Raw genomic sequence first — 22,115 nt, forward strand, 5'->3', positions numbered from 1 at the left:
CCGCCGCGCGCCGCGCGCGCCGCGCCGCGCCGCGCCGCGCCGCACAAGCAAAGTCACCCGGAACCGCGCGATGGCGCAGTTCCGGGTGACTTCCGTTGTGCGGAGGCGAACCGAACCGCCTAGTAGGCGACCCCGAAGCGCGCCTGGTGGTGCGCCGGCGAAGCGATCTCGTCGACGAAGGCGATCGCGAAGTCCTCGCCGGAGATGTCCGAGTTGCCGTCGGCGTCGGTGAGCAGGACGTCGTCGGTGGTGCGGTAGGTGCCACGACGCTCGCCGGGGTTGTAGCCGCCGAAGGCAGCCGCCGGGCTCACGTAGAACCAGTCGACGTCGGTGTCCGACGCGCGGAGAGTCTCGAGGACCTGACCGTGGCTCTTCGCCTCGCCCTTGAACGCGTCGGGGAACTCGGCCGTGTCGTACAGCGCCGGGCCACCCTCGGCGACGAGCAGCGAACCGGCTCCGCCGACGATGCCGAGGCGCGCACCGGCAGCAGCGGCTGCGTCGACGAACGGCTGGAACGCGTCCTTCAGCTCGCTGCCGTCCGCCTGCACCGCGTGGAGCGCGACGACGATGACGTCCGCACCCTTCGTGACCTCGGCGACGAAGTCGGTGTCGAAGGCGTCACCCTGCGCGAGGGTGAGCCCCTCGGCCGGCTCGAGCTTCGAGGTGTCGCGGGCGACGGCGGTGACGGCGATGCCGCGGGAGAGGGCCTCGCGGGTGATGGCGGAGCCGGCGTAGCCGGTGCCACCGAAGACGACGATGCTGGTCATGGAGCAGTCCTTTCGTGGAACGTTGACACTCACCGTACAAGCGTTACTCTCTTTGAGTAAGTAGGCACCTCACGGTGCGTAACGGAGGTCGTCGTGTCAGCACTCGAGTACAGCCCCTACGCCGCCGAGTGTCCCTCGCGACAGCTGCTCGACCGCATCGGCGACCGGTGGAGCGTCCTGACGATCGGCACCCTCGCCGACGGTCCGGCACGCTACTCGGCGATCGCCACCCGCGTGCAGGGCGTCTCGCAGAAGATGCTCACGCAGACGCTCCGAGCGCTCGAGCGCGACGGACTCGTCACCCGCACGGTCTTCCCCGAGATCCCGCCGCACGTCGAGTACGAGCTGACCGATCGCGGCCGGTCCCTGCGCGAGGTGCTGAAGCCGCTCGAGGACTGGGCGACCTCGCACATGGACGACGTCGCGGTCTCCCGCGAGCAGTACGACACCCGCCCTCGCTGAGCGCCCCCGGAATCCCCGCGCGACCGCCGTGGTTGCCTGGGGACATGCGATCAGTCGTCTACTCGAAGCCCGGTGACTCGTCCGTCCTGACCCTCGAGGAGCGTCCGCTCCCGGATCCCGGTCCCGGCGAGGTGCGTGTCCGTGTCGTCGTCTCTGGTGTCAACCCGACCGACTGGAAGGCCCGCGCCGGCGGCACCTACGGCGACGGCCTGCCGTTCCCCGAGATCACGCCGAACCAGGACGGCGCCGGAGTCGTGGACGCGGTCGGCGAGGGTGTCGACGGACTGTCCGTCGGTGACCACGTCTGGCTGTACATGGCGGCTGCGAGTCGCCCGACCGGCACCGCCCAGGAGTACACCGTCGTGCCCGCCGCCCGTGCCGTCCCGCTGCCGGAGGGCACGAGCTTCGACGTCGGCGCCTCGCTCGGGGTCCCGGCGATGACCGCGCACCGTGCCCTCACGACGCACGAGCACGGTCCGGACCGGCTCGCTCCGGGAGCCCTCGACGGCAAGACGGTGCTCGTCGCCGGCGGTGCGGGAGCCGTCGGACACGCGGCGATCCAGCTCGCACGCTGGGCCGGTGCGACCGTGGTCACCACCATCAGCTCGGACGCGAAGGCCGCGCTCGCCACCGCCGCCGGGGCGCACCACACGGTGAACTACCGCGACGAGGACGCCGCCGCGCGGATCCGCGAGATCGCCCCCGACGGTGTCGACATCGTCGTCGAGGTCTCGATCCCGCAGAACGCCGGGCTCGTCGCCGAGGTCCTGGCGAACCACGGCGTCGTGTCGATCTACGCGAACAACGGGGGCGACGAAGCCACCCTGCCGATCCGCCCGAACATGAGCGTCAACGCCCGCTACCAGTTCCTGCTGCTGTACACGATCGGCGACGAGGCCCTCGCGGCAGCGGCCGAGGACGTCACCGCGGCACTGCGCGACGGTGTGCTCCCCGTCGGCGAGGACGCGGGCCTACCGCTCGTGCGGTTCGCCCTGGAGGACACCGCGGCAGCGCACGACGCCGTCGAGCAGGACACCGTCGGCAAGGTGCTGATCGACGTCAGCGCGGAGTGACGAAGCGCTGCGTCCGCCCGGGTCGGGTGGACGCAGCGCTCCGGTCGTCGGCGCCGCGGGGCTGGTTCAGCGGGCGAGCGCAGCGGCGAGGCGTGCCTCGAAACGGCGGCGGGCAGCGACCCGCTCCCGCTCGATGTTGGCGGCGATGACCTCGAGGTCTTCGTAGTCGGCGTCGGTCGTGTCGTCGGTCCAGTTCGGGGTGTACACCCGGGACCGACCGAAGGGCTTCGGTTCGGGGGTCACGATGGTCATGTGGGGATGGTACGTCGAGCGTCCGACAAATCGTGTGCGCATCACGGGCCTTTCCTGCGGTTGCGGTCGCGGTCCGGGAACGGGGTCGCGAGCGAGAACGCGATGGCCATGAACGAGGCCATCAGCGCGACGTACTTGGCGTCGAGGTCGGTGAACGCGTCCGGCGCCGGCGAGTCCACGGTGAGCATGCCGAACGAGTACTCCTCCGACCGGATCACGACCGAGACGTACGAGCGGTAGCGCGGTTCGAACCCCGGCAGGTCCTCGTCGGCGTCGACGTCGGTGGCACGGTCGCCGACCACCCGCGGGCCGCCGCCGACCAGCACCCAGTCGAGGTTGCGGTCGCCGTACGGGGTCCCCGCCCGGAACACGCCGGCGGTGTCCTCCGCACCCCCGTGCCCGATGGGTTCGAGGCCCCGCAGGTCCTCCGACAGCTGGTAGACGTTCGCACGGACGTCGGGCACACCGGGGAGCAGGTAGAACGCGAGGGCCACGGCGACCCGGTCCGCGAACGCCGGCAACTCCTGCCGGCGGTCCCGGCGGCGCAGCTCGGCGAACCGGGCGAGCCGCGTGGCGAGCTGCCCGAACGCGTACCGGACGGCCGTCCCCTGCTCGAGCTCGGTCGACCGCGCCACCGCCGCCGCAGCCGTGACCGACGCCTCGGCCCGTCGAGCGCGCACGACCTGCACGACCACCGCGGCCGCCAGCACGACCAGCCCGAACACGACGAGCGAGACCTTCACCCCCGGAGCCACGACGAGGTTCGGCAGCTGGAAGGCAGCGGTCGGCGCCGTCGCGACCACGATCGGCCAGACGACCGCTCCGGCCCGGCGTCGCCCACGACCCGTCGTGGCCTGGTCCCCTGTCATGTCGACGACGCTAGGACACCCCACCGACGCTGACGGAGTTGTCCACAGGGTGACGTTGTTGTCCCCTGCAACGCGGACTTGACCCCCGAACAGGGGGCGAGCACGATCGGGCCATGAAGCAGCGAACGAACCTCAGAGGCCTCGCCCTCGCCGGAGCCGCCGCAGCAGCCGCGGCCATGACCCTGCTCGGCGGTGGCCTCGGCGCGACCGCAGCGAGCGCCGCCACCGTCTCACCGCAGGTCATCGGCGGCGAGCAGGCACCGAGCACCCCGTGGGAGGTGCAGCTCGTCTTCCAGCAGGGCGGCACCGGCACGTACGGGTGCACCGGCGAACAGCTCAACGCCTCGTGGGTGCTCACCGCCGAGCACTGCGTCGACGGCACCACGGCGATGAACGTCTACCACTCGAACAGCACGACGAACCGGGGCGCGGCGACCGCGGCGGACCGGCTCTACTCCGCGCCGTCCGGGGACATCGCGCTCGTGCACCTCAGCACGCCGAAGGCCCTCTCCTCGTACGCCCAGCTCGACCTCGGGTACACCACGAAGAGCTCCGGCACCGGCACGATCCTCGGCTACGGCAACCGTGCGAACAGCGTGCCGACGACCGGGCTCTACCAGGCGACCGTCAACCTCACGGGGAGCTCGACGGACGCGTACGGCGGACGCGCGCAGCACGTCACCGGCGTGACCGGCGCCTCGAACCACGGCGACTCCGGCGGCGCGCTCGTCGTGAACGGCAAGGTCGTCGGCGTCTGCTCGACCGGCGACGTCGCCGACCCCGGCGCGAACACCCACGCCGGTTCGAACTACGCCGTCCTCACCCAGTCCGCCAGCTGGATCCGCTCGACCGCGGGCGTCTGACCCAGCGCACCCACCACGGGTCGGGAGGCGCGGTGCGGGCCCGCACCGCGCCTCCCGTCCTCCCGTGCGCACGACCGGTGCCGCGCTCGGTCGCTCTCCACAGGTCGCGTTGCGCGCCCCTGCGCGTCGTCTGCACCTGGTAAGCAAGACGCATGACCGACGTCTCCACGCCTGCGCCCGGAACCAGAGCACTCGTCCTCGGCGGTGGTGGCGTCGCCGGCATCGCCTGGGAACTCGGGGTGCTGTCCGCCCTGCAGGACGCCGGGGTGGACCTCGACGCCGCGGACCTCGTCGTCGGGTCCAGCGCCGGCAGCGTCGTCGGCACCTTCGTCCGCTACGGCGCGGTGCAGCAGGCGTACGACCAGCAGCACGCAGCCGTCCCGACGACCTACGAGGAGCCCGTCCCGATCGACGGCGAGGACTTCCAGCAGCGCATCGGCGCCGTGCTCGACGGAGCGTCGTCCGACCAGGACGCCCGTGCCCGACTGGGCCTCCTCGCCCAGCGCACCACCGACGGGCAGACCGACGACGAGCGCACGGCCACCTTCGCCGAGACCCTCCCGTCGACGGAGTGGCCGGCGAAGCCGCTCGCCCTCACCGCGATCGACGCGACCGACGGCACCTTCCGCGTGCTCACCGCGGCCGACGCCGTGCCGCTCCCCCGCGCCGTCGCCGCGAGCTGCTCGGTGCCGCTCGTCTGGTCACCGGTCGGGATCGAGGGCCGCCCCTACGTCGACGGGGGCATGCGCTCCGCCACGAACGCGGACGTCGCCGCCGGGTACGAACGCGTCCTCGTGATCGCGTGCGGTCCCGAGGGGCCGTCGCCGCTCGGGCCGTGGCTCGACGTCGCGGTCGAGGGGCTCCGGGCGGCCGGTAGCTCGGTCGAGGTCGTCGTCGCGGACAGCACCTCGCAGCAGGCCTTCGGCACGAACTCGCTCTCGCTGTCGACTCAGGCACCCGCCGCCGATGCCGGACGGACGCAGGGCGCTGCCGTGGCCGAGGGCATCGCCGCGTTCTGGGCGTGAGTTCTCCACAGACCGCCGAGTGACCGTGTCGGGTTCCGGGAGCGCCGCTAGCGTGGGTGCATGACGACGCCGTTCTCGGACCTCGACCAGTACACAGCCCTCCCCCGCGTGGACGGGATCGCGGTGAGTCCGGACGGCTCCCGGGTCGCGCTGACCGTCAGCGTGCTCGACGCCGACGGCACGGGCTACCGGCGGTCGGTCTGGGCGGTCCCCGGAACCTCGGACGCTGCGGCCGCTCCGGTGCGCTTGACGCGCTCGGCCAAGGGCGAAGGCGGCGTCTCGTTCACGCGCACCGGTGACCTGCTGTTCGTCTCCGGCCGCCCCGACGGCGACGGCGACAAGGACAGCGACGCCGCACAGCTCTGGGTCCTCCCCGCCGCCGGTGGTGAGGCACGACCGGTCACGAAGCTCGCGGGCGGGGTCGGTGGCGTCCTCGGCACCGCATCGCACACGGACACGGTCGCGGTCACGGCCGGGCTGCTGCCGGGTGCCGGCACGGACCGGACCGGCGTGGTCGCCGCCGACGCCGAGCTGCGCGGACGCCGGAAGGACCGGAAGGTGCAGGCGATCCTGCACGAGACGTACCCGGTCCGGTTCTGGGACCACGACCTCGGCCCCGACGAGACGCACGTGCTGACGCTCGACCTCGGGACGCTGCAGGAGAAGGCGGCCACACCGTCTGCGACCGCCGCCGATGCCTCCGATGACGAGGCCGGGCCGTCCTACCCGGCGCACCTCCCCACACTGACCGACCTGACGCCCGCCCCGGGGCGCTCGCTCGAACACGTTGACGGGGTCCTCACGCCGGACGGCTCGGTCGTCGTCGCCACGGTCGGCGTGCAGGAAGCCCGCGGGTCCCGTTCGACGATCGTCGCGTTCGACGTCGCGACGGGCACGCGCACCGTGCTGCTCGACGACCCCGATGTCGACCACGAGATGCCGACGATCAGCCACGACGGCCGGACGCTGGCGTGGGTCCGGACCGAGCGGTTCACACCCCGCGGTGCGACCGAGCAGGAGATCTGGGTCGCCCGGTTCGACGGGTCCGCGCTGTCCGACGCGAGGCGGATCGCGGTCGAGTGGGACCGCTGGCCGAACGAGCTCGTGTTCGCGCACGACGACGGTGCGCTCCTGGCGACGGCGGACCACGACGGTCGCGCACCGGTGTTCCGGCTCCCGCTCGACGGCGGCGCCGTCGAACAGCTCACCCACGACGACTGGGCGTACTCGAGCCTGCGCGTGGCGGCGGCGAGCGGGACCGTGGTGGCGCTCCGTGCCTCCTGGGCCGCGCCGCTGCACCCCGTCCGGATCGAGGCCGACGGCACCGTGACGACCCTGGCGACACCGGCGCCGCTGCCCGAGGTGCCCGGCCACCTCGAAGAGGTCGAGACGACCGCGGCCGACGGCTCCCGCGTCCGCGGCTGGCTCCTCCTGCCGAACGACGATGCCGGCACCGCCCCGTACCCGCTGCTGCTCTGGATCCACGGTGGTCCGCTCAACTCGTGGAACCAGTGGTCCTGGCGGTGGAACCCGCAGCTCGCGGCGGCCCGCGGGTACGCCGTGCTGCTGCCGGACCCCGCACTGTCGACCGGGTACGGACTCGACTTCATCAACCGCGGCTGGAACGCGTGGGGGCAGGCTCCGTTCACCGACCTCATGGCCATCACCGACGCGGTCGTCGCCCGTGACGACGTCGACGAGACCCGGACGGCCGCGATGGGCGGGTCCTTCGGCGGCTACATGGCGAACTGGGTCGCCGGGCACACCGACCGGTTCCGGGCGATCGTCACGCACGCCAGCCTCTGGGCACTCGACCAGTTCAACGGCACGACGGACATGTCGCAGTACTGGCAGTCGATCTTCGACGAGACCGGTCTGCACGAGAACGACCCTCACCGGTTCGTCGCGGACATCACGTCACCGATGCTCGTGATCCACGGCGACAAGGACTACCGGGTGCCGATCGGCGAGGGGTTGCGTCTCTGGTCGGAGTTGGCGGAGCACCACGCTGCGGACGACGGGACGATGCCGCACCGGTTCCTGTACTTCCCGGACGAGAACCACTGGGTGCTCAAGCCGCAGCACTCGGTGGTCTGGTACGAGACGGTGTTCGCGTTCCTCGAGCAGCACGTGCTCGGGGGCGAGTGGCGGCGGCCGGAGTTGCTCGGGTAGCGGGCGGGCTCCGCGCGGGCGCGCGGGGCGCCGGCGCGCGCGGCACCGGCGCGCGGCGTGTCACACGCGATCCGCGACACGGCACGAGTCGATCGACGCGTGGAATGTCGATCACCGCACCCATCACCCGTGGCCCGCCCGTGACCGCACGGTCTGCGACGTTCCGCGCGTCGATCGACACGCGGAACGTCGCGAACACCCAGCCCAGCCCAGCCCCGCCCGCCCTCAGACGAACGCAGCCTGCCCCGTGATCGCCCGCCCCACGATGAGCGTGTTCACCTCGCGCGTCCCCTCGTACGAGTAGATCGCCTCGGCGTCCGCGAAGAACCGCGCGACACCCTTCTCGAGCACGATCCCGTTGCCGCCCTGCACCTCGCGGCACCACCCCACGGTCTCGCGCATCTTCGCCGTCGCGAACGCCTTCGCCATCGCCGAGTGCTCGTCTGCCCCGGTGCCGGCGTCCTGCATCGCCGACGCCTGCGTGCACAGTGCGATCGACGCGGTGATGTTCGCGAGGGACTTCACGAGCAGGTCCTGCACCATCTGGTGCGCTGCGATCGGCTTGCCGAACTGCACGCGGGAGCGGGCGTAGTCGAGCGCGGCCTCGTAGGCGCCGACCGCGATGCCGATCGCCTGCCACGCCACCTCGGTGCGGGTCAGGCGGAGCACTTCGGCGGTCGCGCGGAACGAGTCGGCGTGCTGCAGCCGGCGCGACTCCGGCACCCGGACGTCGGTCATGACGATGTCGGCGTTCTGCACCCCGCGGAGTGCGATCTTGTCCTCGATCTTCGTCGCCGTGAACCCCGGGGTGTCCGTCGTGACGAGGAAGCCCTTCACCTGACCGTCGGCGACGTCCTTCGCCCAGATCACGACGACGTCCGCGAAGGTCGCGTTGCCGATCCAGCGCTTCTCGCCGTCGAGCACCCACGTGTCGCCCTCGCGCCGGGCCGTCGTGCGGAGCCCCCGAGCGGAGTCGCTGCCGGACAGCGGCTCGGTCAGCCCGAACGCCCCGACGAGCTCGCCCGAGGCCATCCGCGGCAACCACTCCTGCTGCTGCTCGTCACTGCCCGCCACCGCGATCGAGTTCATCGCCAGGCCGGACTGCACCCCGATGAACGTCGCGACGCTGGCATCCACACGCCCGAGCTCGAGCGCCGCCCACCCGCGGTACACAGCCGAGTTCTCGAACTGCCGGACGAGCGGGATGCCCGGCCCGTACATGCCGAGCTCGGACAGCGGCTTGATCACCTGCATCGGGAACTCGGCGCGCGCCCAGTACTCGTCCGCGATCGGGCGCACGTCGGACTCGAGGTACGTGCGCAGCCGTCCGAGTGACTCGCGCTCCTGGTCGGTCAACCCCTCCTGGAACCGGTAGAAGTCGGACTCGAGGAGCGCGGGGATGGCCGTCGTCAGTGACATACACTGATCGTGCATCATTCTGGGAAACGTTGCAAGGGAGGCGCGCGTGTACACATCGGATTCTGCGCTGCGCGCGTTCCGGGAGGCGCGACACACCTTCATCGCCGGCTCACGCATCGACATGGGCGCGCTCGCCACCTCGCTCGGCGTGGACCGCACATCGCTGTTCCGGTGGGTGGGCAACCGTGACCGGTTGCTGTCCGAGATCCTCTGGTCACTGGCCGTGCCGACGTTCGACGCCGCCGCCGCAGCGGCTGCTCCCGCCGGAGCGGCGCGCATCGTCGACGTCCTCGACCGGTTCACGGCGGACCTGATCGACGCGCCCTACTTCCGGTCGTTCCTCACCCGCGAACCAGCACGGGCGCTCCGGCTGCTGACCACCTCCGAGAGCGACGTGCAGAGCCGCTTCGTCGGCCGGGTCACCGCCCTCGTCGAGGAGCAACGCGTCGCCGGTGCGTTCGACCCGACGCCACTCTCCGCCGAGGAGCTGGCACGGCTGCTCGTCCGGATCTCGGAGTCCTTCACGTACGCCGACCTCATCTCCGGCGAGACGCCGGACCCCGAGCGCGCCCGAGCGACGTTCGAGTACGTCCTCCGACCGACCACGACAGGAGCCCGATGACCATCGCCGACTACCCCTTCGTCCGGCTCTACCCCACCCGGTGGAACGACAACGACATGTTCGGGCACGTGAACAACACGATCTACTACAGCGCGATGGACAACGCGGCCACCTACTGGTTCCGCGAGGAAGCCGGCCTCGACCCGTTCGCGTCCGAGTGGATCGCGGTGCTCGTGTCGTCGAGCTGCCGGTTCGTCGAGTCGGCGGTGTGGCCCGACGTCATCGAGGTCGGGATGCGGTCGAAGCACCTCGGGAACACGAGCCTGTCGTGGGAGTTCGGCCTGTTCCGGCAGTCCGACGGCGCGCTGCTCGCGACCGGGGAGTTCGCGCACGTCATCATCGACCGCGAGGGCGCCCGTCGCCCGATCCCCCTCCCGGACGACCTGCGCGAGCTCGTCACCGCCACGATGGCGACGCCCGCGGCAGTCCACTCCGACTGACGCGCACAGAACCAATGACCATTCGAACCGGGCAGAACCGCGGTTCGCTTGCAGTTTGGTTCTGCCACGACTGCCCGAACCAAGGCCGGATAGCTCGCGTCAGCCCTTCAGCGCCGCCAGCTCGAGGTTGATGTCGTCGGGGTCCTGCACCGACAGGATGACCATGCCCGCGTCACCGAGGTCGGTCACCTCGCCGTGCTCCACCCCCGCCGCGTCGAGTCGCGCAGCCGCCTCGTGGAGTTCGTCCACCGACCCGACGACGAAGCTCACGTGGTCGAGGCCGACCGTCTCCGAGTCGAACCGCTGCCCCGCCGGCGCGACTGGACGGAGCCCGAACACCTGGTCACCGAGACGGAAGACGCTGCCGCCGTAGAAGCGTTCCCGGTCCTCGCGGATGCCCGGCTCGTCGATCTGGTCGCTGAAGTCGATCGCCGGGTCGGTGCCGAGCAGCTGCTGGTAGAAGGCCTTGCTGCGGTGGATGTCGGTCACGGTCACGCGGACGTGGGCGAGTGCGGTAGGTCGGGCGAACGGTTCGGTCACGGGGAGTGCTCCTCAGGCAAGGGGCCGGCAGGGTCCGGCACCACCCCGACACAACGCGCCCCACCTGACCGGACGCCCCGACCGTGCGGCCACCGGACAGCGCGCCGCGTCGAACCACGAATCCGACATCGAACCAGGCCAGTGCCCTGGTTCGATGTCGGTTCCGTGGTTCGAAGCGAGATCGCCCGCACGACCACCGAGTGCGGCCGGCGGCACGCGGCAGCCGCCCTAGATCAGGTCGTCCGTCAGGTGGTTCGGGGTGCCGAAGCGGTGCGCCGTGATCGACACGGCCTGCTCCCGCACGAACGGCAGGATCTCGAGACGCCCGGCCTCGGTCACCGGCTCCCCGTACACGGCCACGTCCGGCCGACCACCGATCGCCGTGTACAGCGCCGACGTGTCGCCACCGATGAGCCGCACGCGACCGGACGGACCACTCGCCACCGCCGACGCGAACGCCGCGTCGGAGTGCGACTGCGTCAGCGACCGGACGTTCGGCAGTGCCCGGACGGCCGATGCGACACCGGACGGCAGGGTCGACACGGTCGAGACGTCGATCGTCGTACCGGCGCGGACGGACGCCGCGACGACGCGGACCAGATCGGCGACCCCGTCATCGGAGGCAGAGGCAGCCAGGCGCACCCGCACCGCCGGGTACGGCAGGTAGCGCGCGATGTTCCGTTCCGCCGTCAGCGCGGACACGTCGGTCGCCGTGCCGAACAGCGACGCCCACGCCTGCTCGTCGGACGCCACGGCCCGGTCGAGCGACGTCGACGCCACCCCCGCGGCACGGACGAACGCGGCGACCGCGGACGACGGAGACGAACCGGACCCGGCCGGAGCAGGCGCCCAGGACCCGAGCCCGAGCAGGTAGTTCAGCCCACCGGCCTTCGTCCCGGCACCGACGGCCGACTTCTTCCACCCGCCGAACGGCTGGCGGCGGACGATCGCGCCCGTGATGCCACGGTTGACGTAGAGGTTGCCCGCCTCGATGCGCCCGAGCCAGGTGCCGATCTCGGCGCGGTCGAGGGAGTGCAGGCCCGAGGTCAGGCCGTAGTCGACCTCGTTCACGATGTCGATCGCCTCGTCCAGCGTGCGCGCGGTCATGATGCCGAGGATCGGCCCGAAGTACTCCGTGCGGTGGAACGCCGACCCGCGGCGGACACCGTCACGGACGCCGGGGCTCCAGAGCGTGCCGGAGTCGTCGAGCTTCGCGGGCTGCACCGCCCACGACTCCCCCGCGCCGAGCGTCGTCAGGCCGTCCAGGAGCTTGCCGGCAGCGGGCTCGATGACCGGGCCCATCTGCGTCGTGGGGTCGGTCGGGTAGCCGACGGTCAGCGACGACACCGCGTCGATGAGCTGCGAGCGGAAACGTCGCGAGGTGGCGACGGAGCCGACGAGCACGACGAGGGACGCGGCCGAGCACTTCTGCCCCGCGTGCCCGAAGGCCGATGCGACGACGTCCTTCACGGCCAGGTCGAGGTCGGCGGACGGGGTGACGATGATCGCGTTCTTGCCCGAGGTCTCGGCGAGCAGCGGCAGGTCGGGCCGGAAGGACCGGAACAGCGAAGCGGTCTCGTACGCCCCGGTGAGGATCACCCGGTCGACGAGCGGCGACGCGACGAGCTGCTGCCCGAGGTCGTTCTCGGACACCTGCAGGAACGCGAGCACGTCGGCCGGTGCGCCCATGGCGTCGAGCGCGGTCTCGATGATCGACGCGAGGACGGCACCGGAGCGCTCGGCGGGCGGCGCGGGCTTCAGCACGACGGCGGACCCGGCGGCGAGCGCGGCGAGGGTGGACCCGGCGGGGATCGCGACCGGGAAGTTCCACGGCGGCGCGACGAGCGTGAGGGCGGCCGGGGTGAAGGACGCACCGTCGACCTCGTCGAGCTCGGCCGCGAGCGAACCGTAGAAGTGCGCGAAGTCGATCGCCTCGGACACCTCGGGGTCGGCCTGGTCGATGGTCTTGCCGGTCTCGGACGCCATCACCTCGACGAGGGCTGCGCGGTTCGCCTCGAGCGCGTCGCCGACGGCGTGGAGCACCGCGCCACGCGCGGCACCGGACCAGGTCCCCCAGACGGCACCGGCGTCCCGGACGCGACCGAGCGCGGAGTCGAGCGCCGTGGCGGAGTCGACCCGCGCCTCCTGGACGGCACGGACGCCGAGCGTCGACGACGCGACCCGGTCCGTGATCGCGGCACCCCACGACCGCACCGCGGCGACCGACGGGTCGCTGTCCGGCGTGTTCTCGAAGTGCCCCGGGCCGGGGCGATCGACGGCGGCGTAGCGGTCCGCGACGCGGTGCGATGCGGGGGCATCGAGCCCACCGGGCAGTGCGAGGGGGGCGAGCGACGTGCGGAAGCGCTCCTCCTCGCGGGCGAACAGCGCGGGCGAGGACACCAGGGAGAAGACCGCGGACATGAAGTTCTCCTGCGACGCGCCTTCCTCGAGGCGGCGGATCAGGTACGCGATCGCGACGTCGAACTCCTGCGGGTGCACGACGGGCGTGTAGAGCAGGAGCGATCCGACGGTGTTCTTGACCGCAGAAGCCTGCCCCTGCGCCATGCCGAGCAGCATCTCGAACTCGATGCCGTCCCGGACGCCGCGCTCCCCGGCGAGCAGCCAGGCGTGCGCGACGTCGAAGAGGTTGTGGCCGGCGACCCCGACGCGGACGTTCTCGATGCGCGACGGCGTCAGCGCCCAGTCGAGCACGCGCTTGTAGTTGGTGTCGGAGTCCTGCTTGGTGTGCCAGGTGGCGAGCGGCCAGCCGTGCACCGACGCCTCGACCTGCTCCATCGGCAGGTTGGCGCCCTTGACGAGGCGGACCTTGATGCCGGCGCCACCGCGGGCACGGCGGGCGGCGGACCACTCCTGCAGGTGCTCCATCGCGGCGAGCGCGTCGGGCAGGTACGCCTGGAGCACGATGCCGGCTTCGAGGCCGAGGAACTCCGGCTCGTCGAGGAGCTTCGTGAAGACCGCGATGGTGAGGTCGAGGTCCTTGTACTCCTCCATGTCGAGGTTGATGAACTTCGCGGGGGACGCCGACGCGGCCCGGCGGAACAGCGGCCGGAGCTTCTCGATGATGTCCTCGACCGCGTGGTCGAACGCCCACGGGGAGTGCGGGTGCACGGTGGAGGAGACCTTGATCGACACGTAGTCGACGTCGTCGCGGGCGAGGAGCTTGTGCGTGCCCTCGAGTCGGCGGGCTGCTTCGCCCTCGCCGAGGACGGCCTCGCCGAGGAGGTTGACGTTGAGCCGGACGCCGTCGCGCTTGATCTTCGCGATGGCCGGCCCGAGCTTGGCGTCGGTCGCGTCGACGATGAGGTGACCGACCATGTCGCGGAGCACGCGGCGGGCGATCGGGACGACGACGCCGGGCAGTGCCGGTGCCATCCCGCCGCCGAGTCGGACGAGCCCGCGGAGCGCGGCGGGCAGGAAGCCGGGCGCGCCGGGCGCGATGGCACGGAGCTTGCGTGCGGCGACACCGAGGTCCTCGGGGCGGACGACGCCGTCGACGAACCCGACGGCGAAGTCGAGGCCGGCGGGGTCGGCGAGCACTCCGGCGAGCTGCTTCGCCGAGCCGTCGACCGGGTAGGTCTCGGCTTCGGCGAGCCACTGTCGCACGAGCGCGACGGACTGGTCCGCGAGGGCGTCGTGGTCGGTGGCGGGGTGCTCGTGCAGGGTCGTCATGGCATCAGTGTGGAGCCCGCCATGCTGAAGCGGAAGCAACGTTTCGTGACGGATACCCATCAGCGACACTAAAGTGTCGGCATGCTCGACGTCCGCCGCCTGGTCCTCCTCCGGGAGCTCTCGATCCGTGGCACGATCGCCGCCGTGGCCGAGGCCGTGAACTTCACGCCGTCGGCCGTCTCGCAGCAGCTCTCCGCCCTGGAACGCGAGGCCGGCGTGCCCCTGCTCCGCAAGGCCGGACGGCGGCTCCAGCTCACCCCGCAGGCCGAGGTGCTCGTCCAGGCTGCAGGGCACGTGCTCGACGTCCTCGAGCGGGCGCAGTCCGAGGTCGAGGAGACCATGCCGACCGTGCAGGGTCGGATCCGGGTGGCGGTGTTCCAGTCCGCGGCGCTCGCCCTGATGCCGAACGCCCTGCACGCGATGGCGACGGAGCACCCGGACGTCCGCATCGAGATGGTGCAGCGCGAGCCGGAGACCGCACTGCACGAGACGTGGATCCGGGACTTCGACATGGTCATCGCCGAGCAGTACCCCGCGCACGCGGCACCGCGGCTCCCCGGACTGCAACGCGAGGACCTCACGACCGACGCCGTCCGGCTGGCGCTGCCCCCGGTCGACACGGCCCTCGCGCCGGTGTCGTCGATCGAGGACGCCGCGGCGCTGCCGTGGGTGATGGAGCCTCGCGGGACCGCGTCGCGGCACTTCGCCGAGCAGGTCTGCCGTCGCTGGGGCTTCGAGCCCGACGTGCGGTACGAGACCGCCGACCTGCAGACGCAGATCCGGCTCGTCGAGTCCGGCAACGCCGCGAGCCTCATGCCGGACCTCATGTGGACGGGCCGGACCATGACGTGCCGGTTGGTGGAGCTGCCGGAGCACCCGCGGCGGACGATCTTCACGGTGGTCCGAGCGGCCGGGTCCTCGTCGCCGGCGGTCCGCGCCCTCCGCTCGGCCCTCGAGCGCGCTGCCGCGACCGTCGGCGACTGACCGTCGGCGACCGACCTGAGCGCGACCGACTCGAGCGCGGCCGACCCGAGCGCGGCCGACCGGTCGCTCCGTCGTCGTTACCGGACCGAGACGTACCGGGTCGTCAGGATCGTCGGCGCCGCGACACCTCCAGGATGAGGGCACCTCCCGGTGCCCCGCACAGCATCCAGGGGGATCCCATGAAGCAGTCCTGCACCGCCAGTGTCCGACGCGGCGCCGCCATCGGCGCAGCCGTCGCCATCGTCACCGCCTCCTCGGCGTTCGGCATCGGCGCGACGAGCGCGATGGCCGACGAGGCTCCGACACCGCTCACGCCCGCCACCACCGTCACGACCGGCACGTCCGACGGCTCGGGAGGCGCGACGAGCGACCCGACGTCGGCCACCGCCGACGAGACGGGGACGACTCCCCCCGTGGTCACCGACGACCCCGCCGAGTCGCCCGAGCCGGCCCCGACGCCCGACGCGACCACGGACCCGACAGCGGCACCGGAGCCGTCCGCTCCCACGACCGCTCCCGCGGCGACCGCGCCGGCCGACGAGGCTCCGGACCAGTCCGCCGCCGCGGTCCTCGCCTTCCCCGAGGGCACGAGCGCCGACGCCCCGCTGGTCCTCACCGCGACGGTGGGCGACACCGTGTCCCGGACGTTCACTGCGACGGGCGGGTCGGGCACCGTGACGTACAAGGTGCGCGGCGCGAACGGCAGCCCGGTCATCGGCCAGGGCGACTTCAACAGCGACTTCTCGTTCGACGGGACCACCGGCACGTTGTCCGGCTCGCCTCGGTACGCCCTGCGGACCTACACGTTCCAGGTCATCGCCACGAGCGGCTCCGAGACCGCCGTCGAGTACGTCGAGCTCACGGTGAAGCCCGGCGCCCCGGTCGGTGTCACCTTCTCGGTCGCCGCGCAGGGGTCCTCCGGCCTGTGGCAGGTCGAGCCGGACGGCACGATCTGGGAGGAAGCGGTCGGCAAGGGACGAGTCCGCATCGTCTCCGACGTCCCCGTCGCGACCGGGACGACACTCTCGCTGGCTGGTCTCGCGGTCGACGCCTACGGCAACCGCGTGACCGGGAGCGACCAGGACGACGACTACCCCCGGTCGACCGTCACGAGCACCGTGGCGTCCGACCGTGCGGTGTGGGACCCGGCGGGTGCGAACCTCGTGACCTTCACCGAGGCGGGCACCCGCACGGTGACCGTCTCCGAGGGCGGCGTGTCCACGTCCTTCACGGTCGTGGTCGCCGACGAGCCGTTCGCGTTCGTCGACCCGTCGTCCGCCGACACCCCGATCGCCATCGCCCCGACCGCGGGCGAGCAGTTCACGCGGACGTTCGACGTGTCGGGAGCGACCGACCCGTCGGACCTCCGCTACGAGCTCCGCGGGGTCCAGGGCGAACCCTTCGACGACTCCTACGCCCGAAACGGGCTCGACCTCGCCATCGACCCGACCACGGGCGTGCTCACCGGGACCGGCACGGCGGCGACGTCGTTCCGCTTCCAGGTCGTCGCGACGAGCGGCGGGCAGGAGGCCGTCGCGAACGTCGAGGTCACCGTGTCGCCCGCGGCCTTCGCGAAGCTCGTCGTCGCGGTCCTGCCGTCCGACCGGGACCCGGAGTCGGAGACCTGGGCGGTCGACGGCGACACGATCACGCACATCACCCCGGACGGCGGTTCGGAGGTCGTCGACGCGGTCCCCGCACGGCAGGGGCAGCGCATGCTCGTGCTCGCGGTGCCGGTGGACGCCTACGGGAACGCGGTCGCCGACCACGACGACCTGACCATCACGAGCGACGTCGCCAGTGACCGGATCGCCTACGACCCGAGCACCGCCGCGACCTGGGTCACGTTCGAGCACGCCTCGCCGCACGTCGTGACCGTCGCGTACCAGGACCGCACGCAGGACATCCGGTTCGACGTCACCCCGACCGCGGCGACGGCGGGAGCCACCACGAACACGGGCTCCGGCCGTCTCGCCTACACCGGCGCGGAGACCTCGGGTCCCCTCGCCTGGGCGCTCGGACTGCTCGCCGCCGGCGGCGGACTGCTGGTCCACCGGCTGCGTCGCCGTCGCGCCTGAGCCGCGACCGTCCGGCGGACCGGGAGGCGCGGTGCCAGCTGGCACCGCGCCTCCCGTCATCGATAGCACGCCTGAGTGAACCGGAATGCCCCGGGGACGCCTGCGGTCGTACCGTCGTCGCTGACAGGAGCGGATCGCCGCCCTGCACAGAACGACCAGGGGATCTCATGAACACCACCACTTCGTCGCGCCGTCGCGCGGCCCTCGTCACCGCCGTCGCGGTCGCCGTCGCCGCAGCCGGTTCGACCGCCGTCCTCGGCGTCGACGCCGCATCCGCCAGTACTGCGGTCACGAGCCAGCACGCCGCGGCGACGCCCGCGCCGCTCGCCTTCACGCAGAGCTCGTCCGCCGCCCACCCGATCGCGCTGACCGCGACCGCGGGGAAGGCGTTCGCGTACACCTTCACCACCAACGCGAAGGCGGGGTCGGTCGCCTACGCGATGGACGAGCCAGCCGGGCTGACGCCGGACTCGCCGCGCGCGTCCGACCACTTCTCGGTGGACACGAACACCGGCGTCCTGTCCGGCACGGGGGTCGAGAGCGGTATCTGGGACTTCCAGGTCGTCGCCCTCCGCAACGGCGTCGAGGCCCACGCGTACGTGCAGCTCACCGTGCGCCCGGGGGCGGCAGTCGGCGTGCGGACGTACGTCTCGCAGCCGAACACGACCGCGCCGATCTGGTACATCGCGCCGAACGGTGTCATCCGGCAGCGGCTGACCCCCACGAGCAAGGCGACGGTCGTCAAGACCGTCCCGGCGGTCCGGCTCGAGCAGCTCATCGTCACCGGGGTCGCGGTCGACGCCGAGGGCAACGTCATCAAGGCTCCCGACGAGGGCGGCGACGTGTCCACGGTCACGAGCAACGTCACGTCGGACCACGTCACCCGGACCGGCGCCCAGGACACGATCACGATCAGCGGTGCGTGGTCGCACCGCCTCACCGTGACCCAGGAGCACGCGCACACGTCGTTCACGGTCTCGGTGGCGCACGCCGCGCACTGAGCCGACCACGGGGAGCCGCGGGTGGCGCGCTGAGCAGCACGCCACCCGCGGTTTCCCGCACGCACCCCCAACCCAGGTCACATTTCGTGCTCGGTGCTCCCGATCACGCGCGCGTACCCCTACGATCCGATCAGGCCGAGGATTCTCGGCAGATTCTTACGATCCGGCACCCGACCGGACCTGAACACCTGGGGGAACACGTGCGCCGCAGCACTTCCACCGTCCGACGCGCCTGCGCGCTCGGGACCACCGCCGCGCTCATCGCGCTGACGACCGGTCTCGGCATCGCGACCGCGACGGCAGCACACGCCGAGGGCGCCGACACGTCGGTCCCGACGCAGACCGCGCCGGCCGACCCGACGCCGACCGACGCGCCGACGGACACCACGCCGACGGACGCGCCGACCGACCCGGCACCGACGGACGCGCCGACCGACACCGCGACGGACGCGCCGACGAGCACGCCGACGAGCACCACGGCACCGTCCGCTCCCGCACGGAACCAGACGCCGTCGGCCGCGTCGACGGACGCACCGGTCACGCCGCTGGCCGCCGACCCCGCCGTCACCGTCTCCGGCGACACCAAGGTGGGCTCGCAGCTCACGGCGGACACGACCGGATTCGACGAGGACGGCTCGTTCAAGTACGTCTGGACCGAAGCCGACGCCGGCCCGACGCCGACGACGATCGCCAAGTCCAAGACCTTCACGGTCGACCAGACCGAGGCGGGCAAGCAGCTCGTCGTGACCGTGACCGGCGACCTGCCGGGCGGCGGCAAGGAGACCGTGACCTCGGACCCCTCTGCGGTCATCACGCAGGACCCGGTGTTCGTCGACGCGGACGGCAAGCCCATCACCGAGGGCACCGAGGCGGACGTCGACGTGCTGCCCCTCGAGGCCACCGCCGGTGACCCGTTCTCGTACACGTTCCGCGCCCAGGGGTACCCGGCGCCGACGTACGAACTCGACTGGTACTACGGCGACGAGGAGGACTCCGCCGACTCGATCGTCGAGTCGAAGTCCCAGGCCGACTCCATCGCCATCGGGTACGGCTTCGAGGAGGACGACGACTTCACCGTCGACGACCAGCTCCCCGAGGGCATCACGTTCGACCCGACCACGGGCGAGCTGAGCGGCACCGCCACCCTCGCGTCGTTCTACGACTTCGCCGTCACGGCCACGAGCGGTGACGTCTCGACCACGCAGTACGTCGAGCTGACCGTCGACCACGCCGCCGCGTTCGGCATCACCGCGTTCACGACCGACGAGAAGTCGATCACCGCGCGGGACAAGCGCATCTGGCTCATCCAGCCCGACGGCTCGATCTACACCGTCGACCTGTCGACCGACGAGGACGGCTTCCCCGAGGAGCTCACCCTCACGCCGACCGGCCGTCCCACCGTGGCGCAGGGCGGCACGCTCATCGTGTCCGGCTCGCCCGTCGACCGCTTCGGCAACGACGCGTCGGACTTCGACGACGAGGGCAACCCCACGTTCGTCCCGACGGTGACCTCGGACGTCGCCACCGACGTGGTCGCGCCGTACGAGGAGAACGGTGCCGAGGGGCAGGGCGTCTTCGGCGTCACGTTCCCGCACGCGTCGATCCACACCCTCACGGTCGCGAGCGGCGCACTGCAGCCGCTCTCGTTCGCGGTCGACGTGCGTCCGACCACCCCGACGGTGGCCGTCGTCACGCCCACCACCGCGAAGGGCCAGCTCGCCTACACCGGTTCCGACGCGACGGGTGCCCTCCCCTGGGCCCTCGGGCTCGTCCTCGCCGGCGCCGGTCTGATCGGTGTGCGCACGCTGCGCCGCCGTCACGCCCAGCGCTGACGCCAGACGCCTCCCGCCAGTCGCGTGCCCGCGTGACTGACGGGAGGCCCACCTCGGCCCCGCCTCGCCCCTCACCGGCGCGGCGGGGCCGTTCCCGTCATGCGGCGGGTGTCGGTCGGTAGCGTGGGGACCATGCCCACGCTCCTGCACATCGACTCCTCGGCCGACCTCGCGCACTCCCGCTCCCGCGCCCTCACCGCGGCCTTCGCGGACGCCTGGCGCGCACGCGGCCCGGAGTACACGGTCGTCCGCCGCGACCTGCACGTCGACCAGCTCCCCCACCTCGAGACCTCGGCGCTGCACTGGGCCGCCGCCGACCGCACGGACGACGAGGTCGTGGCCCCCGAGGCCGACGCGCTCCGGCAGGAGGTGATCGACGAACTCCTCGGCGCCGACGTCGTCGTGGTCGGTGCGCCGCTCTACAACTACACCGTGCCGTCGACGCTCAAGGCGTGGATCGACCGCATCCACGTGCCGGGTGTCCTCGCCGGTGCCGTGCAGCCGCTCGCCGGGCGTCCGGTCGTCACCGTCGTCAGCCGGGGTGCCACGTACGACGCCGGGACGCCGACGGAGGGCTGGGACCACGGCTCCCCGGTCCTGCACCTCATCCTCGGGACCGCGCTCGGCATGAAGCCGTACCCGATCACCGTGAGTGCGACCCTGGCGGACCGGCTGCCCGACCTCGCGCCGCTCGCCGACCACGCTGCCGCCGAGTTCGCCGACGCGAGGACGACGCTGGAGCGCCTCGCCGCGACGCTCGGCTGACGCGGTCCGCGGCGGCCCGCGGCGGTCCGCGTCGGTCCGCACAACCGAAGTCCATCCGCGCCGCGGCGATCCACGGCGCGGATGCACTTGCGTTGTGCGACGGCGGCGCGAACCACCGCGCCGAGGCCGCCGCGGTCGGCGGGGTCAGGCGGGGCGGACCTCGTCCGCGCGACCGAGCAGCGCCGCGTGGAACGCCGTCTGCGTCAGCGCGCTGGCGAGCAGGAACCCCGTCATCGACTCGATGCCCCCGCTGAAGGGTACCCGGGACGCCACCTCGTAGAGCGTCGGCGAGGACAGGGCGTCGAGCGCGTCGGCGACGTGCCGCGACCGTTCCTCGCGGTGCCGCGCCAGGGTGCGGGCACGGCCGACGACGTCGCGGAAGCGGTACTCGTGGCCGGGGCAGACCTCGAGGTCCGCGTAGCCGTCGAGCCGTCCGAGCGAGGCCAGGTAGTCGCCGAGCGGGTTCGTGGCGGTTCGGCCCCCGAGGCCGATCCCGGAGTTGATGCGGGGCAGGACGTGGTCGCCGGTGAACAGCAGGCCGTCCTCCGCGTCGACGAAGCAGCAGTGCCCGGCGGTGTGCCCGGGGGTCCACAGCGTCCGGATCGTCCGACCGGCGACCGGCAGCACGTCGCCGTCCTCGAGCAGCAGGTCCGCGAAGGGCTCCGCCGTCCGACCGAGCCCGATCCGTCGTCCGCTCCCCCAGGCCTCGACCACGCCGGCGCGCAGGTGCTCCGGCAATCCCCACGTCGCGATGTCGGCGTCGTTCGCCGCGGCGTCCGCCCGCTCCCGGTGCAGCGCCTCGACCTCGAGCCGGTGCATGGCGACCCGGGCCCCGGTGGCCCGTCGGATCGCCGCTGCGGCACCGAGGTGGTCCGCGTGCAGGTGTGTCACGACGACCAGCCCGACGTCGTCGAGCGACCGCCCGATCGCCGTGAGGCCGTCGCGGAGCACGTCGAGACCGTCGTCGGCGGTCCACCCGGGGTCGATCAGCGCGAGCGAGCCGTCGGAGCCCTCGACGACGTACACGAGCGTCGCGTCGGGCACCCCGAAGCGGAACGGCACGGCGAGGGTCCAGATGCCCGGGCGGACCTCCTCCACGGGCGGCAGGACGCCGTCGCGGAGCGCAGCGGCCTGCACGGGGCTGATCGGTTCCGGTGCCGGCGCTGCCGGCGGGGGCACGGTCGTCACGCGACCACCCTACAGAGGTGCGGGTCGCGACGGGGCCGAGCCGCGCCTCCAGGGCCACGGCCACCCGACGACG

General features: G+C 72.3%; 19 protein-coding genes. 12 read left to right on the forward strand and 7 right to left on the reverse strand.

What is annotated here, in order from left to right; translation table 11 throughout:
- Nucleotides 1-119: 119 nt before the first annotated feature.
- Nucleotides 120-767: an NAD(P)-dependent oxidoreductase gene (locus HWD93_RS05225; RefSeq protein WP_261646243.1), complete on the reverse strand. Its 648-nt coding sequence runs from the start codon at nt 765-767 to the stop codon at nt 120-122.
- A gap of 93 nt (nt 768-860) precedes the next feature.
- On the opposite strand from HWD93_RS05225, the gene HWD93_RS05230 reads away from it, so the two are divergent.
- Nucleotides 861-1,229 carry a helix-turn-helix domain-containing protein gene (locus tag HWD93_RS05230; protein ID WP_070418612.1) on the forward strand — a complete coding sequence of 123 codons (369 nt, stop codon included), beginning with the start codon at nt 861-863 and terminating at the stop codon, nt 1,227-1,229.
- 44 nt (nt 1,230-1,273) lie between these two features.
- Nucleotides 1,274-2,302, forward strand: a complete 1,029-nt coding sequence (locus HWD93_RS05235; protein ID WP_261646244.1) for an NADPH:quinone reductase — start codon at nt 1,274-1,276, stop codon at nt 2,300-2,302.
- A gap of 66 nt (nt 2,303-2,368) precedes the next feature.
- On the opposite strand, the gene HWD93_RS05240 is transcribed toward HWD93_RS05235, so the two are convergent.
- Nucleotides 2,369-2,554 (reverse strand): hypothetical protein, encoded by a 186-nt coding sequence (locus tag HWD93_RS05240; protein ID WP_022907754.1) that lies wholly within the window; start codon nt 2,552-2,554, stop codon nt 2,369-2,371.
- A gap of 41 nt (nt 2,555-2,595) precedes the next feature.
- Nucleotides 2,596-3,423, reverse strand: a complete 828-nt coding sequence (locus tag HWD93_RS05245; protein WP_071301843.1) for a GAF domain-containing protein — start codon at nt 3,421-3,423, stop codon at nt 2,596-2,598.
- Between the two features lie 113 nt (nt 3,424-3,536).
- Here HWD93_RS05245 and HWD93_RS05250 point away from each other — a divergent pair, with 113 nt between their 5' ends.
- From HWD93_RS05250 to HWD93_RS05260, 3 genes are all read left to right on the forward strand, one after another.
- On the forward strand, nt 3,537-4,286 hold the full coding sequence (locus tag HWD93_RS05250; protein ID WP_071301842.1) for a trypsin-like serine protease: 750 nt from the start codon (nt 3,537-3,539) through the stop codon (nt 4,284-4,286).
- 152 nt (nt 4,287-4,438) lie between these two features.
- A complete protein-coding gene (locus HWD93_RS05255) occupies nt 4,439-5,311 on the forward strand; it encodes a patatin-like phospholipase family protein (protein WP_071301841.1) in 873 nt (290 codons plus the stop codon).
- A 60-nt stretch (nt 5,312-5,371) separates the two neighbouring features.
- Nucleotides 5,372-7,483, forward strand: coding sequence for an alpha/beta fold hydrolase (locus HWD93_RS05260; RefSeq protein WP_261646245.1), 2,112 nt, complete (start codon nt 5,372-5,374; stop codon nt 7,481-7,483).
- A gap of 225 nt (nt 7,484-7,708) precedes the next feature.
- On the opposite strand, the gene HWD93_RS05265 is transcribed toward HWD93_RS05260, so the two are convergent.
- Nucleotides 7,709-8,902 (reverse strand): acyl-CoA dehydrogenase family protein, encoded by a 1,194-nt coding sequence (locus tag HWD93_RS05265; protein ID WP_261646246.1) that lies wholly within the window; start codon nt 8,900-8,902, stop codon nt 7,709-7,711.
- A gap of 46 nt (nt 8,903-8,948) precedes the next feature.
- Here HWD93_RS05265 and HWD93_RS05270 point away from each other — a divergent pair, with 46 nt between their 5' ends.
- Nucleotides 8,949-9,524, forward strand: a complete 576-nt coding sequence (locus tag HWD93_RS05270; protein WP_261646247.1) for a QsdR family transcriptional regulator — start codon at nt 8,949-8,951, stop codon at nt 9,522-9,524.
- Complete coding sequence (locus tag HWD93_RS05275) at nt 9,521-9,964, forward strand: thioesterase family protein (protein ID WP_071301837.1); 444 nt, start codon at nt 9,521-9,523, stop codon at nt 9,962-9,964. Before HWD93_RS05270 ends, HWD93_RS05275 begins: the two co-directional genes overlap by 4 nt.
- A 99-nt stretch (nt 9,965-10,063) precedes the next feature.
- On the opposite strand, the gene HWD93_RS05280 is transcribed toward HWD93_RS05275, so the two are convergent.
- Both HWD93_RS05280 and HWD93_RS05285 read right to left on the reverse strand, forming a co-directional pair.
- Nucleotides 10,064-10,504: a VOC family protein gene (locus HWD93_RS05280; protein WP_261646248.1), complete on the reverse strand. Its 441-nt coding sequence runs from the start codon at nt 10,502-10,504 to the stop codon at nt 10,064-10,066.
- Nucleotides 10,505-10,732: 228 nt separating this feature from the next.
- The gene (locus tag HWD93_RS05285) at nt 10,733-14,194 is read right to left on the reverse strand and encodes a bifunctional proline dehydrogenase/L-glutamate gamma-semialdehyde dehydrogenase (RefSeq protein WP_261646249.1); all 3,462 of its coding nucleotides are present in this window, start codon (nt 14,192-14,194) and stop codon (nt 10,733-10,735) included.
- An 81-nt stretch (nt 14,195-14,275) separates the two neighbouring features.
- Between HWD93_RS05285 and HWD93_RS05290 the strand changes: the two genes are divergently transcribed.
- The 5 genes from HWD93_RS05290 to HWD93_RS05310 all read left to right on the forward strand — a co-directional run bounded on the left by HWD93_RS05290 (nt 14,276) and on the right by HWD93_RS05310 (nt 20,854).
- A complete protein-coding gene (locus tag HWD93_RS05290) occupies nt 14,276-15,178 on the forward strand; it encodes a LysR family transcriptional regulator (RefSeq protein WP_261646250.1) in 903 nt (300 codons plus the stop codon).
- 179 nt (nt 15,179-15,357) lie between these two features.
- Nucleotides 15,358-17,256, forward strand: a complete 1,899-nt coding sequence (locus tag HWD93_RS05295) for a hypothetical protein (protein ID WP_261646251.1) — start codon at nt 15,358-15,360, stop codon at nt 17,254-17,256.
- 167 nt (nt 17,257-17,423) lie between these two features.
- Nucleotides 17,424-18,257 carry a hypothetical protein gene (locus tag HWD93_RS05300; protein ID WP_261646252.1) on the forward strand — a complete coding sequence of 278 codons (834 nt, stop codon included), beginning with the start codon at nt 17,424-17,426 and terminating at the stop codon, nt 18,255-18,257.
- Nucleotides 18,258-18,457: 200 nt separating this feature from the next.
- Nucleotides 18,458-20,089: a putative Ig domain-containing protein gene (locus HWD93_RS05305; protein WP_261646253.1), complete on the forward strand. Its 1,632-nt coding sequence runs from the start codon at nt 18,458-18,460 to the stop codon at nt 20,087-20,089.
- Nucleotides 20,090-20,221: 132 nt separating this feature from the next.
- Complete coding sequence (locus tag HWD93_RS05310) at nt 20,222-20,854, forward strand: FMN-dependent NADH-azoreductase (protein ID WP_261646254.1); 633 nt, start codon at nt 20,222-20,224, stop codon at nt 20,852-20,854.
- Between the two features lie 144 nt (nt 20,855-20,998).
- Here the strand turns inward: HWD93_RS05310 and HWD93_RS05315 are convergent, their stop codons facing one another.
- Nucleotides 20,999-22,042, reverse strand: coding sequence for an MBL fold metallo-hydrolase (locus HWD93_RS05315; protein WP_261646255.1), 1,044 nt, complete (start codon nt 22,040-22,042; stop codon nt 20,999-21,001).
- Nucleotides 22,043-22,115: the final 73 nt, after the last annotated feature.

The sequence above is a fragment of the Curtobacterium sp. C2H10 genome (assembly GCF_025407985.1).
In the GTDB taxonomy this organism is placed as follows: domain Bacteria; phylum Actinomycetota; class Actinomycetes; order Actinomycetales; family Microbacteriaceae; genus Curtobacterium.